The organism is Bacteroides sp. 1001302B_160321_D4 (assembly GCF_015667765.1).
Taxonomy (GTDB): Bacteria; Bacteroidota; Bacteroidia; order Bacteroidales; family Bacteroidaceae; genus Bacteroides; species Bacteroides xylanisolvens.
Window position 1 is genome coordinate 1 of the sequence record NZ_JADPLO010000097.1, and the last position, 14,711, is coordinate 14,711.

Here is a 14,711-nt window from a genome sequence, read left to right on the forward strand (position 1 = left end):
AAAGAATAAATAGCAATAATCCATTCACCCGATCATACAAATCCTGTATTGATCGGGTGAAATGTTATGGATGTACAAAAGCGTATGAAAGTACCTTAATCTAAAGATTTCGCATTGTTTTTTAATAAAAATTAGTTGCAATCGTTAATTATATGGCGTACTTTTGGAGGCAAAATAAGAAGCCTTACAACACACAGGAAAGGCTTACATAAAATAAAAGGGATTTAAATAATAAAATATTAAGTATTTATGGCTGAATCAATTGATATCCGCGAGCTAAATGAGCGGATTGAAAGACAAAGTGCTTTCGTTACCAATCTTACGACAGGGATGGACCAAATCATTGTTGGTCAGAAACATTTGGTTGAATCACTGCTTATCGGATTACTTTCCGATGGTCACGTTCTTTTGGAAGGTGTGCCTGGTTTGGCGAAAACTTTGGCTATTAAAACACTCGCTTCTCTGATTGATGCGAAGTATAGCCGTATCCAGTTTACGCCGGACTTATTGCCTGCCGACGTTATTGGTACAATGGTTTACAGTCAGAAAGATGAATCTTTTAAAGTGCAGCGAGGACCAATTTTCGCAAACTTTGTATTAGCTGATGAAATCAACCGTGCTCCTGCTAAAGTACAGAGTGCTTTGCTGGAAGCAATGCAGGAACGTCAGGTTACTATTGGTAAAGAAACATTCATATTACCGGAACCTTTCCTTGTACTGGCTACTCAGAACCCTATCGAACAAGAAGGTACTTACCCGCTTCCTGAAGCACAAGTTGACCGTTTCATGTTGAAAGTTGTCATTGATTATCCAAAGCTGGAAGAAGAAAAACTGATTATTCGCCAAAATATCAATGGTGAGAAGTTCAATGTGAAGCCTATTCTCAAAGCGGATGAAATTATTGAAGCACGTAAGGTTGTTCGTCAAGTGTACCTGGATGAGAAGATTGAACGTTATATTGTAGATATTGTATTTGCAACTCGTTTCCCTGAAAAATATGACCTCAAGGAACTGAAAGATATGATCGGATTCGGAGGTTCACCTCGTGCGTCTATCAATCTGGCTTTGGCTGCTCGTACGTATGCATTTATCAAACGTCGCGGTTACGTAATTCCGGAAGATGTACGTGCTGTAGCACATGATGTTCTCCGTCATCGTATTGGATTGACATACGAAGCTGAAGCTAATAATATGACTTCGGACGAAATCATCAGTAAGATTCTGAATAAGGTTGAAGTGCCCTAATTTGTAGTTATAATACAGTCAATAAGTAGTCATTAATATCTATACATGACTACTTAACTACTTACTACTTAACTACTGTATAAATGGAAACAAGTGAAATACTAAAAAAAGTTCGCCAAATTGAAATAAAGACACGAGGATTGTCTAACAATATCTTTGCAGGCCAATATCATTCGGCTTTCAAGGGTAGGGGTATGTCATTTTCGGAAGTCCGTGAGTATCAGTTCGGCGATGATATACGTGACATAGACTGGAATGTGACTGCGCGCTTCAATAAACCTTATGTGAAAGTGTTTGAAGAAGAACGTGAACTGACAGTTATGTTAATGGTCGATGTTTCCGGAAGTTTGGAATTTGGTACGATCAAGCAGTTGAAGAAAGATATGGTGACGGAAATCGCTGCCACGCTTGCTTTCTCTGCTATTCAGAACAATGATAAAATTGGTGTGATTTTCTTTTCAGACCGGATAGAAAAGTTTATTCCTCCCAAGAAAGGACGTAAACATATCTTATATATTATCCGCGAATTGATTGATTTTCAGCCGGAAAGCCGTCGTACAAATATTCGTCTTGCCTTAGAATATTTGACAAACGTGATGAAAAGACGTTGCACCGCATTTATCTTATCAGACTTTATTGATCAGGACAGCTTTAAGAATGCACTGACCATTGCTAACAGAAAACATGATGTAGTAGCATTACAAGTGTACGACAGGAGGGTTAGTGATCTTCCCCCAGTAGGACTGATGCGAATCAAAGATGCGGAAACTGGACATGAACAATGGATCGACACCTCTTCCAAAGCTGTACGCCGGGCACATCGTGACTGGTGGATACAAAAGCAGACTGAACTTAACGATACTTTCACTAAAAGTAACGTGGATGCTGTATCTGTCAGAACCGACCAGGATTACGTAAAGGCATTGTTGAATTTATTTGCCAAACGAAATTAATGGAATCAAAGATGAATAGAAATATTATTCTGATAGCATTATTAGCTCTATTGTCTGTAGGCAAAGCAGCAGCACAGTCTGTCACGGTAGAAGCAAAAATTGATTCATTGCAGATACTGATTGGCGAACAGGCGAAAGTGCAATTGCAAGTAGCCATGGATGCTAAACAGCGTGCTATTTTTCCTGCTTACACCGATACATTGGTAAGAGGTGTGGAAATTATAGAAACTGTCAAACCGGATACTCAATTCCTGAATGATCGCCAACGAATGTTGATTACTCAAGAATACATTATCACTTCTTTTGACTCTGCTCTATATTATCTACCACCAATGCCGGTTACCGTAGATGATAAAGTATATAAATCCAAAGCTCTGGCATTGAAAGTATATTCGATGCCGGTTGATACATTACATCCGGACCAGTTCTTTGGACAGAAACCTGTGATGAAAGCTCCTTTTGCGTGGGAAGACTGGTATGGATTGATTGCTTGTTCATTCCTGGCTTTACCTTTGCTTGGTTTACTGATCTATCTCATTATTCGTATACGTGATAATAAACCTATTATCCGTAAAATAAAAGTTGAACCTAAATTGCCGCCACATCAGGCTGCAATGAAAGAGATAGAACGTATCAAAACAGAGAAGATATGGCAAAAAGGACAATCGAAGGAGTATTATACCGAACTAACGGATACACTTCGCACCTATATTAAGAACCGTTTCGGATTTAACGCATTAGAAATGACTTCTTCTGAAATAATTGACCAGCTATTGGAGTTGAATGATAAAGAGGCTATATCAGACTTGAAGCTTTTGTTCCAGACCGCTGATTTAGTTAAGTTTGCCAAACATGATCCTCAGATGAATGAAAACGATGCTAATTTAATTAATGCCATCGATTTTATCAATGAGACAAAACAACCGGAAGAGGAAAACCAGAAACCGCAACCAACGGAAATCACTATCATTGAGAAACGTTCTTTACGTGTTAAAGCTATGCTGATTTGCGGAATTGCACTGTTATCAGCAGCACTGATTGGTACCTTTATATATATAGGTCTGCAGTTATACAATCTTTTTGTATAAAGAGTGTATAACTTAATACTAAATAGTAAACTGTTAAATCATAAATAAAATGGTTTTTGCCAATATTGAATATCTGTTTTTGCTATTATTGCTTATACCATATATTGTATGGTATATCCTGAAACAAAAGAAAAGTGAAGCAACCCTTCAAATTTCAGATGCTCGGGTATATGCACATACACCTAAAAGTTATAAGAACTATTTGTTGCATGTTCCATTTCTACTGCGCTGCATTGCTTTGGTGTTAGTTATCTTGGTTCTTGCACGCCCGCAAACTACTAACAAGTGGCAGAACAGTGAAATAGAAGGAATTGATATTATGCTGGCTATTGACGTTTCTACCAGTATGCTGGCTGAAGACTTAAAGCCAAACAGACTTGAAGCTGCCAAAGATGTAGCTGCTGAATTTATCAACGGACGCCCCAATGATAATATCGGTATTACATTATTTGCAGGAGAAACTTTCACTCAATGTCCGTTGACTGTAGATCATGCCGTATTGTTGGATATGATACATAATATTAAATGCGGCCTTATCACTGACGGTACTGCGGTTGGTATGGGTATTGCTAATGCTGTGACTCGCTTAAAAGATAGCAAAGCGAAATCTAAAGTTATTATCTTATTGACGGATGGTACTAATAATAAGGGAGATATTTCTCCAATGACAGCAGCAGAAATAGCTAAAAGTTTTGGTATTCGTGTATATACTATCGGGGTAGGTACTAATGGAATGGCCCCTTATCCTTATCCGGTGGGGAATACTGTACAATATGTAAGTATGCCGGTGGAAATTGATGAAAAGACATTGACAGAGATTGCCGGAACAACGGATGGTAACTATTTCCGGGCTACGAGCAACTCGAAACTAAAAGAAGTATATGAAGAAATTGATAAACTGGAAAAGACGAAACTGAACGTAAAAGAGTACAGTAAACGAGACGAAGAGTATCACTGGTTTGCCCTAGCTGCTTTCCTCTGTGTTTTGTTGGAAGTACTATTACGCAATTCGGTACTCAAAAAAATTCCATAAGAATGTTTGTCAATCGTTATTTGTCAATCATAAAATAGTAAGAAGATGTTTCGATTTGGAGAACCTACATATTTATACTTATTGCTGCTATTACCTTTTTTAGCAGCTTTCTACTTGTATTCCAACTACAAGAGAAGAAAGAATATCCGACGCTTCGGGGACCCGACTTTATTGGCTCAATTAATGCCTGATGTATCCAAATATCGTCCGGATGTAAAATTCTGGATTATTTTTGTTGCTATTGGCTTGTTCTCCGTATTATTAGCACGCCCCCAATTCGGTTCTAAGCTGGAAACGGTTAAGCGTAAAGGAGTAGAGGTAATTATAGCTTTGGATATTTCAAACTCTATGTTAGCTCAAGATGTACAACCTAGCCGTCTGGAAAAAGCAAAAAGACTAATTTCCAGATTAGTGGATGAACTTGACAATGATAAGGTAGGTATGATTGTATTTGCAGGTGACGCTTTTACTCAGCTACCAATTACAAGTGACTATATTTCCGCTAAGATGTTTTTAGAGTCCATCAATCCTTCGTTGATTTCTAAACAGGGTACAGCTATCGGGGAAGCAATCAATTTAGCAGCTCGTAGTTTCACTCCACAAGAAGGGGTAGGACGTGCTATTATTGTTATTACTGACGGTGAAAATCATGAGGGTGGTGCAGTGGAAGCCGCAAAAGCCGCTGCAGAAAAAGGTATTCAAGTAAGTGTATTGGGAGTAGGTATGCCTGATGGTGCCCCCATTCCGGTAGAAGGTACGAATGATTATCGTCGCGACCGGGAAGGTAATGTGATTGTTACCCGTTTGAATGAAGCTATGTGCCAGGAAATTGCTAAGGAAGGAAAAGGTATATATGTACGAGTAGACAACTCTAATTCAGCCCAAAGAGCTATTAATCAAGAAGTGAACAAAATGGCGAAGTCTGATGTAGAGTCGAAAGTATATACAGAGTTTAACGAACAATTCCAAGCTATTGCATGGGTTATTCTACTATTGTTATTGGCAGAAATCTTAATTTTGGACCGCAAAAATCCTTTATTTAAGAACATTCACCTGTTTTCTAATAAGAAATAGTTATACGTATGTTAAAAAGTAAATATATTCTATTCGCTGTATTTCTGCTAGCGACAGTCGGTGTCTCGGCTCAGAAAGCAGAACGCGACTATATCCGTAAGGGAAACCGCCTGTTTAATGATAGTGTATTTGTTGACGCAGAGGTAAACTACCGGAAAGCTCTGGAAGCAAATCCCAAGTCTACAGTATCTATGTACAATTTGGGAAATACTCTTTCGCAACAGCAAAAGTTTCAGGATGCCATGGAACAATACGTATCGGCCAGCAAAATTGAAAAGGATAAAATGAAGCTCGCCCATATCTACCACAATATGGGAGTACTTTTCCAAGCTGGTAAAGATTATGCAAAGGCTGTGGACGCCTATAAAATGTCACTGCGTAATAATCCTGCCGATCATGAAACCCGGTACAATTTGGCTCTTGCACAGAAAATGTTGAAAGATCAACAAAATCAGCAGAATCAAGACCAAAATCAGGATCAGAATAAAGATCAACAAAAGCAAGATCAAAAACAAGATCAGAATAAAGACAAGCAGAAAGATCAGAAACAAGATGAAAAGAAAGATCAGCAGCAACCACCGAAGTCAGAAAAAAAACAAGATAACCAGATGTCAAAGGAGAATGCTGAACAATTGCTGAATTCTGTAATGCAGGATGAAAAAGATGTGCAAGACAAAGTGAAAAAGCAACAAAAAGTTATGCAAGGTGGTCGCTTAGAAAAAGATTGGTAATATAAAGTTGATGATATAAATTTCATAAGCAATGAAAAAACTGATTATTATATTGATGGCATTGATAGCATATAGCACTCAGATGCTTGCTGATAAAGTGTCTTTTACTGCTTCTGCTCCTGACGCAGTGGTAGTAGGCGACCAGTTCAGGCTGTCGTATACTGTTACTACACAAAAAGTGAAAGATTTCCGGGCACCATCAATCAAAGGTTTTGATGTGTTGATGGGGCCAAGCCGTTCACAACAAAGTAATACTCAAATAGTAAATGGTAATGTTACGTCTACTAGTAGTATTACATTCACATATATATTAATGGCGAATAATGCCGGAGAATATACAATACCTGGAGCTTCAATTGTTGCTGATGGCGATCAAATGGTATCAAATTCAGTAAGGATTAAAGTATTGCCACAAGATCAAGGTGATAGCAATAGTAGCAGTAGCTCTTCTACACATTCCTCATCTGGTACAGGGGTCTCTAACCAAGACTTGTTTATTACAGCAAGTGCCAGTAAAACGAATGTGTACGAACAGGAAGCATTTGTCCTGACCTATAAAATATACACCAGAGAATCCAATTTACAACTGAATAATGCAAAGTTACCCGACTTTAAAGGCTTCCATTCTCAAGAAATCGAAATGACTACAAATGCGAGATGGACTCCGGAACATTATCAGGGACGTAATTACTATACGACAGTTTATCGTCAGTTCGTTCTCTTCCCGCAACAATCAGGAAAACTATATATTGATCCTGCTCAATTCCAGATGACAGTCGGTAAGCCTGTACAATCTGATGATCCTTTTGATGCTTTCTTCAATGGAGGAAGTAATGTCATTGAAATAAAAAAATCAATTTCCACCCCTAAAATAGCAATAAATGTAAATCCGCTTCCTGCAGGTAAACCGGCAGATTTCTCCGGTGGAGTGGGAGAGTTCAATATTTCTTCATCTATCAACAACAAGGAACTGAAAACCAATGATGCTATTACTATTAAATTAGTAATATCCGGTACAGGTAACCTGAAATTAATTTCTAATCCGGAAATTAAATTCCCAGATGATTTTGAAGTATACGATCCCAAAGTAGACAATCAAGTCAGATTAACCCGGGAAGGACTTACAGGTAATAAGGTTATCGAATATTTAGCAATTCCGAGACATGCTGGAACATATAAGATTCCAGGAGTATCTTTTAGTTATTTTGATATTCGCTCCAAATCTTATAAAACGCTGAAAACAGAAGAATATGTAATAAACGTTGAGAAAGGTGCGGGTAATGCAGATCAAGTAATTGCTAATTTCACTAATAAAGAGGATTTGAAAGTATTAGGTGAGGACATCCGTTACATCAAACAAAACGAAGTTACTCTCCAGCCTAAAGGAAGTTTCTTCTATGGTTCAATGACATATTGGCTATTCTATATCATTCCGGCTCTTGCCTTTATTATTTTCTTTATTATTTATCGTAAGCAAGCTGCTGAAAATGCGAACGTAGCTAAAATGCGTACGAAGAAAGCCAATAAAGTAGCAACAAAACGTATGAAGTTAGCTGGAAAATTACTCTCAGAAAATAAGAAAGATGCTTTCTATGATGAAGTTTTAAAGGCACTGTGGGGATATATAAGTGACAAACTGAATATTCCGGTATCTCGTTTATCTAAAGATAATATTGAAGAGAAGCTAAGAAATCATGGAGTAAATGAGGAACTAATCAAAGAATTCCTGAATGCATTGAATGACTGTGAATTTGCCCGGTTTGCTCCAGGTGATGAAAATCAAGCCATGGATAAAGTTTATTCTTCTTCAATAGAAGTAATAAGCAAAATGGAGAATTCGATAAAACATTAACCCAGAAGAGATTGTGTCATGAAAAAGATATTATTTTTTATATTATTATCAATGTCACTTACTTGTTTTGCACAAGATTCGTTAAACATTGATTCTAAACAAACCAATGGAGCTGATTCTATCCACGCTTCACACACCACATTTTCCAGTAACACACTGGAAGATGCCACAAAAGCTGAAGGCGATTCCGCATATATAAAAGAAGATTATGCAGCAGCTATTCAAATATATGAAGCATTATTAAAAAATGGAGAAGCTGCTGACGTTTATTACAATCTGGGAAATAGTTATTATAAAATAGGAGAGATAGCGAAAGCTGTTTTAAATTATGAGCGTGCCTTGTTATTGCAACCTGGAAATGGCGATATACGTGCTAATCTTGAAGTGGCACGCGCAAAGACAATAGACAAAGTTGAGCCTGTTCCTGAAGTGTTCTTTGTTTCATGGATCAAATCTCTGACAAATAGCATGAGTGTAGATGCATGGGCCACATGGGGTATTGTATCCTTTATTCTATTGATTATAGCTCTTTACTTTTTTATATTCTCTAAACAGATTGTGTTAAAGAAAGTAGGCTTCATATTAGGAATTGTTTTTCTGATTGTCACCATTTGCTCTAATCTTTTTGCTTCACAACAAAAAGAACATTTAGTCAATCGAAATGAAGCTATAGTAATGAACCCAAGTGTAACAGTTCGAAGTACTCCAAGCGAGAGTGGTACCAGTTTGTTTATTCTGCATGAAGGGAGAAAAGTAAACGTCAAGGACAACTCTATGAAAGAATGGAAAGAAATTCGGTTGGAAGATGGAAAAGTAGGATGGGTACCAGCTTCCGCTATTGAAGTAATATAAAGGTCATTAATAGATTTTATAAATTCAAGAAAAAAAGATAAGCAAATAATTTGTTTTATCTTTTTTTTTGCTTAAGTTTATAGCGTGATAAAAAAATCACATAGTATTAACCATTAAATTTATGAGACATGAGAACAATAACGTTTAATGAACTTCGTAAAATTAAAGATTCATTGCCTAGCGGTAGCATGCATAGAATAGCAGACGAACTTGGTTTGCACGTAGATACAGTGCGAAACTTTTTCGGAGGACACAATTTCAAGGAGGGAAAAAGTGTCGGAATACATCTTGAGCCCGGTCCAGATGGTGGGCTTGTAATGTTGGATGATACGACCGTTCTTGATCGGGCTTTAAAAATCCTAGATGAATTGAATATGAGTATGCAAAAAGAACAGGCTACCGAATCTGTGCAAGTTTAAAATATAACAAACTGAATCCCAATTGAATCAAACAATTGGGATTTCTTATTTGTTTTCACCTTATAAAATGTGCATTTATGGAAGACAAATTAGTAACCCTAGCCATTCTGACATACACCAAAGCGCAGATCTTAAAGAATGTCTTGGAAAATGAAGGTATAGAAACATACATTCACAACGTAAATCAAATACAACCGGTTGTTTCTTCGGGGGTGCGTTTACGCATAAAGGAAAGCGATCTGCCACGTGCTTTGAAAATAACAGAAAGTTCTACATGGCTGTCTGAAAGTATAGTGGGAGAGAAGGAGCCCAAAACAGAAAATAAGTCAAATAAGATTTTAATTCCCGTCGACTTCTCTAATTATTCGATGAAAGCGTGTGAATTTGCATTTAACCTAGCAAAAACAGAAAATGCTGAAGTCATTTTGTTGCACGTCTATTTTACGCCTATATATGCTTCATCATTACCATATGGAGATGTTTTCAATTACCAAATTGGAGATGAAGAATCCGTAAAAACGATTATTCAGAAAGTTCATTCTGACCTCAATGCCTTATCAGAAAAGATAAAAGAAAAAGTCACATCGGGTGATTTTCCCAATATTAAATATAGCTGTATCTTACGTGAAGGTATTCCAGAAGAAGAAATCTTAAGATATGCTAAGGAACAGCGTCCTATGGTTATCATCATGGGGACTCGGGGAAAGAATCAGAAAGATATCGATTTGATTGGCAGTGTAACTGCTGAAGTTATTGATAGAAGCCGCACAGCTGTACTGGCCATTCCCGAAAACACACCATTTAAACAGTTTAGTGAAGTAAAACGGATCGCCTTTATTACCAATTTTGATCAAAGAGATTTAATTGCTTTCGAAGCATTCTTTAATACTTGGAAATCATTCCATTTTTCTGTATCTTTAATACATCTTACTGATTCCAAAGATACCTGGAATGAAATAAAACTAGCAGGCATAAAAGAATATTTTCACAAGCAATATCCAGGGCTTGAAATTCATTATGATGTAGTAATGAACGATAATTTGTTAAAAGGACTTGATCAGTATATCAAAGATAATCAAATAGATATAATCACTTTGACTTCTTACAAAAGGAATATATTTGCTCGGTTATTTAATCCAAGTATTGCTAGAAAAATGATTTTTCATTCTGATACACCATTACTTGTTATTAACAGCTGATCAGATCAAGCAAAAAATGGGCATTTATGATTGGTGAATAATTAATATTATGTTTAATTAAAAAGGGGCAATATAATAACATTGCTCTTTTTTAATTTACATCAATTAAAAAATGCATATTCCCTCAAATGTATTTTTTGATTATCTGGATTATAAAAAAAGAAGGTTACTATTTCTAGCAACCTTCCTTCCTTTTTCAAGACTTATAATTTTCCTGAAAACGATTACTTCATAAGCTTATCAATTTCTTCAAATTCAGGTCCCATATTCAAGTTATAGTAAACTCTATAAAGACCTTGTAACCATAAATCTTGTTGATCAGGTTTCAAAGCTCTAGCTTTTTCATAGAATGGTTTAGCTTCTTCGTAGAATTTCTTAACTACAGCCTGTGCTTCAGCATATTTAGGATCATTGATATCTGTTGTTGCTTTATCAGCATAATCCTGTGCTTTCATCAAATATACCAAACCCACATTTGAGTATGCTTCTGCATATTCCGGATCAGCCGCAATAGCTTTCTTGTAGTATTCAATTGCATTATCATATTCTTTCATATTATGATAAAGATATGCTTTTACATACAAATACAACTTATTATTCGGATCATTAGATAACATTCTATCAGCAAACTCCATAGCTTTTGAGGCTTGATTAGAGCTATTATAATAATCAACCAAATTAGCAAAGAAATAATCATTTCCAGGGAACTTTAGGATACCCTCTTCCAAAGATTTAATCCAAGCAACAGTATCACCTTTAGCTTTATAAGCATCAGCCATCAATTGCATTGCAAATTTACCTCCGTCCTTATCAGATAAAGCCATTGGGGCATACTTAATAATTGCATCTTTATCACCTACCCTATCAGCAGCCAATGTAGCATAATATGCAATTTGTGGGATAAGAGTATCATTCTTAGCCAATTCTTTATCAGCTAACATTGGGTAAGAAGCTGATTCAACATATGTTGCAAAGAATTTCAAGGCTTCTTTATTCTTATCCAAGTTAAAATACTGAATACCACCATTAATCAAATTAGGACGTTCAGCCAACATACTTGAAGCATTTGCTTTCCGGTATTTGTTTTTAACTTTCCCCTTTTCATTAGGTATTTCCGCTAATTCATCACACTTAGTATAGTACTCATACATTTTCAGAATGCTATTATACACTTTCAATGTATCATACGGTTTTTTCAAAAAAGCATTTTTCATTTGCTCTTCGTTGATACGTCTCTGAATAAATCCAGCAACGTCCCATGTGTCAGCAAGATCCTTCGTTTCAGGATTCTTCATAGCTTCTTTAATAAGCTGCTCAGCCTGCTTAAAATTAGGTTTTACGTCATTAGCCATACTCTTTGCTTCTTTCACATTTTTCATCTGTGCGAATGAGAAGCTAACAGCCATCAATAAAACCATCGAAAATAATACTCTTTTCATGATTGTTGTTTGATTAATTATTAATATTATGTCTATTCCTCGATTTCGTTGTTGCTTTCGTTTTCATTTACATCTGCTGCATCATCAATATCAGGAGCATCAGCATTTGGATCACTCACAATTGTTCCTTCTGCTTCTTCTGCCGGAATTTCATCTTCAAGACTTTCTGTCATAACCTTACATACCGAACCAATCTGGTCGTTACGTTTTTCTAGATTTATCAGACGGACACCTTGAGTAGCACGACCCATAATACGAACATCAGCCACTTTCAAACGAATAGTGATACCAGACTTATTGATAATCATCAAGTCATTTTCATCGGTTACTGACTTGATTGTTACCAACTTACCTGTTTTTTCGGTAATATTCATGGTCTTCACACCCTTACCGCCACGGTTTGTCTTACGATAGTCTTCTATTTCAGAACGTTTACCATATCCTTGTTCGGAAACTACCATTACAGATTCTGTCTCCAAATCTTTGATACAAATCATTCCTACTACTTCATCCTGACCATCATTATCCAACGTAATGCCACGTACACCTGTTGCTGTACGTCCCATTACACGAACTGCTGCTTCATGGAAACGAATTGCACGTCCATTGCGGTTTGCAATGATGATTTCATTATTTCCATTCGTCATACGAACTTCAATTACGCTATCATCTTCGCGGATAGTTATAGCATTTACACCATTCTGACGAGGACGAGAATACTGTTCAAGTAATGTCTTCTTTATTACACCTTTCTTAGTACAGAACAATACATAATGGCTATTAATAAACTCAGAATCTTCCAAACTCTTCACACGCAAGTATGCAGTTACATTATCGTCCGAGTCAATATTCAACAAATTCTGAATAGCACGTCCCTTAGAATTCTTCGTTCCCTCAGGTATTTCATATACTTTCAGCCAATAGCACTTGCCTTTTTGTGTAAAGAACATCATCGTATTGTGCATGGTAGCAGGATAAATATGTTCTACAAAGTCTTCATCACGGGTCTCCGTACCTTTCGAACCTACACCACCACGATTTTGTGCACGGAATTCAGTCAACGGAGTACGTTTGATATAACCCATATGAGAAATTGTAATAATCATCTGATCATCTGCATAGAAGTCTTCCGGATTGAACTCTTCTGAAGAATAAACGATTTCAGAACGACGTTCATCTCCATATTTCGTTTTAACTTCCAACAATTCATCTTTCATTACCTGACGGCATACTTCATCATCAGCCAAAATACTTTCCAAATAAGCTATCTGCTTCATTATTTCTTCGTATTCCGCATGAAGCTGATCCTGCATCAGACCTGTCAATTGACGCAAACGCATTTCTACTATTGCGCGAGACTGAATTTCTGTCAGGTTGAATCGCTCAATCAAGCCTGCTATAGCGTCATTAGGAGTTTTTGCTGCACGAATGATACGAATTACTTCATCAATATTATCCGAAGCGATAATCAAACCTTCAAGAATGTGCGCACGTTCTTTCGCTTTACGAAGATCGAACTGAGTACGACGAATAACAACTTCGTGTCTATGTTCGATGAAATATTTAATTAAATCTCTCAGATTCAACGTTTTTGGACGTCCATGAACCAAAGCAACATTGTTTACGCCAAAAGATGTCTGCAAAGCTGTCATTTTATAGAGTTTGTTCAACACTACACTTGCATTTGCATCACGTTTGATGTCAATAACAATGCGCATACCGTCACGGTCAGACTCATCGTTGGCATTTGAGATACCTTCTATTTTCTTATCATTTACAAGATCAGCTATATACTTAATCAGTTCGGCCTTATTTACATTATAAGGAATCTCGGTTATTACGATCTTATCATGTGTCTGTCCGCTTTCGATTTCGGCTTTCGCACGCATAATTACACGTCCTCGTCCAGTCAAATATGCCTCGCGTACACCACTCACACCATATATAAACCCACCAGTAGGAAAATCTGGTGCTTTGACAAATTCCATCAGTTCCTCTACTGTAATTTTCGGATTATCAATATATGCTTCACATGCTTCAATTACTTCCGAAAGATTATGAGGAGGCATATTGGTAGCCATACCTACAGCGATACCGGATGCTCCGTTCACCAGAAGATTTGGGATACGTGTCGGCATAACTTTAGGTTCTACCAACGTATTATCAAAGTTAGGCTCAAAATCGACGGTTTCCTTATACAGGTCATCCATCATTGCTTCACCCAACTTATTAAGACGAGCTTCTGTATAACGCATAGCAGCAGGGCTATCACCGTCTACAGAACCAAAGTTCCCCTGTCCATCTACCAAAGGATAACGCATTGCCCATTCCTGAGCCATACGCACCATTGCAAAATAAACAGAAAAATCTCCATGAGGATGGTACTTACCGAGTACCTCACCCACGATTCTGGCTGATTTCTTATAAGGTTTGTCTGAAGTATTGCCCAATTCCATCATTCCGTATAAAATTCTACGGTGAACAGGCTTAAATCCATCTCTAACATCCGGAAGGGCACGTGAAACGATGACCGACATGGAGTAGTCAATGTACGATGACTTCATTTCCTCCTCGATGTTAATCTTTATAATTCTGTCTTGTTCAAGCATTTAAAATGATTATTAATTATACATTCTACGGTTTGTGAAAAACCACGCTAAAGTACTACTTTTCCGCGATATACGAAAGTTTTTAGAAAGAAAGTTTTAGCATGACCGGGACGACAATTCATTAAACTTTAAAATTCGAAAATAAAAAGATAAAAACGATAAATATAATATGGAAAGATAGATAACATTGGTAAAAAAGAGCTGGATATTTGTTATA

12 protein-coding genes are annotated in these 14,711 nt (G+C 36.9%); 10 read left to right on the forward strand and 2 right to left on the reverse strand.

The features are described from left to right. Nucleotides 1-249: 249 nt before the first annotated feature. The 10 genes from KFO40_RS24055 (at nt 250) to KFO40_RS24100 (ending at nt 10,446) form a co-directional block, all read left to right on the forward strand. A complete protein-coding gene (locus KFO40_RS24055) occupies nt 250-1,245 on the forward strand; it encodes an AAA family ATPase (RefSeq protein WP_004314364.1) in 996 nt (331 codons plus the stop codon). Between the two features lie 83 nt (nt 1,246-1,328). Further along, nucleotides 1,329-2,198, forward strand: a complete 870-nt coding sequence (locus tag KFO40_RS24060) for a DUF58 domain-containing protein (protein ID WP_004314365.1) — start codon at nt 1,329-1,331, stop codon at nt 2,196-2,198. Beyond that, entirely contained in the window at nt 2,198-3,286 is a 1,089-nt protein-coding gene (locus KFO40_RS24065; protein WP_004314366.1) for a death-on-curing family protein, read from the forward strand. Before KFO40_RS24060 ends, KFO40_RS24065 begins: the two co-directional genes overlap by 1 nt. Nucleotides 3,287-3,335: 49 nt before the next feature. Further along, nucleotides 3,336-4,319 (forward strand): vWA domain-containing protein, encoded by a 984-nt coding sequence (locus tag KFO40_RS24070; RefSeq protein ID WP_004314367.1) that lies wholly within the window; start codon nt 3,336-3,338, stop codon nt 4,317-4,319. A gap of 45 nt (nt 4,320-4,364) precedes the next feature. After that, nucleotides 4,365-5,393, forward strand: a complete 1,029-nt coding sequence (locus tag KFO40_RS24075; RefSeq protein WP_004314368.1) for a VWA domain-containing protein — start codon at nt 4,365-4,367, stop codon at nt 5,391-5,393. An 8-nt stretch (nt 5,394-5,401) separates the two neighbouring features. Next, entirely contained in the window at nt 5,402-6,124 is a 723-nt protein-coding gene (locus KFO40_RS24080) for a tetratricopeptide repeat protein (protein ID WP_008640249.1), read from the forward strand. 31 nt (nt 6,125-6,155) lie between these two features. Beyond that, complete coding sequence (locus KFO40_RS24085) at nt 6,156-7,976, forward strand: BatD family protein (protein ID WP_004314371.1); 1,821 nt, start codon at nt 6,156-6,158, stop codon at nt 7,974-7,976. Between the two features lie 18 nt (nt 7,977-7,994). Continuing rightward, on the forward strand, nt 7,995-8,828 hold the full coding sequence (locus KFO40_RS24090; RefSeq protein WP_004314372.1) for a tetratricopeptide repeat protein: 834 nt from the start codon (nt 7,995-7,997) through the stop codon (nt 8,826-8,828). Nucleotides 8,829-8,956: 128 nt separating this feature from the next. After that, complete coding sequence (locus tag KFO40_RS24095; RefSeq protein WP_004295969.1) at nt 8,957-9,247, forward strand: hypothetical protein; 291 nt, start codon at nt 8,957-8,959, stop codon at nt 9,245-9,247. 77 nt (nt 9,248-9,324) lie between these two features. Next, nucleotides 9,325-10,446 (forward strand): universal stress protein, encoded by a 1,122-nt coding sequence (locus KFO40_RS24100; protein ID WP_004314373.1) that lies wholly within the window; start codon nt 9,325-9,327, stop codon nt 10,444-10,446. 224 nt (nt 10,447-10,670) lie between these two features. Here the strand turns inward: KFO40_RS24100 and KFO40_RS24105 are convergent, their stop codons facing one another. Together KFO40_RS24105 and gyrA are read right to left on the reverse strand one after the other, a co-directional pair. Then, nucleotides 10,671-11,885, reverse strand: a complete 1,215-nt coding sequence (locus tag KFO40_RS24105; RefSeq protein WP_004314509.1) for a tetratricopeptide repeat protein — start codon at nt 11,883-11,885, stop codon at nt 10,671-10,673. Nucleotides 11,886-11,917: 32 nt separating this feature from the next. After that, on the reverse strand, nt 11,918-14,494 hold the full coding sequence (gene gyrA, locus KFO40_RS24110; RefSeq protein WP_211146871.1) for a DNA gyrase subunit A: 2,577 nt from the start codon (nt 14,492-14,494) through the stop codon (nt 11,918-11,920). Nucleotides 14,495-14,711 lie beyond the last annotated feature (217 nt).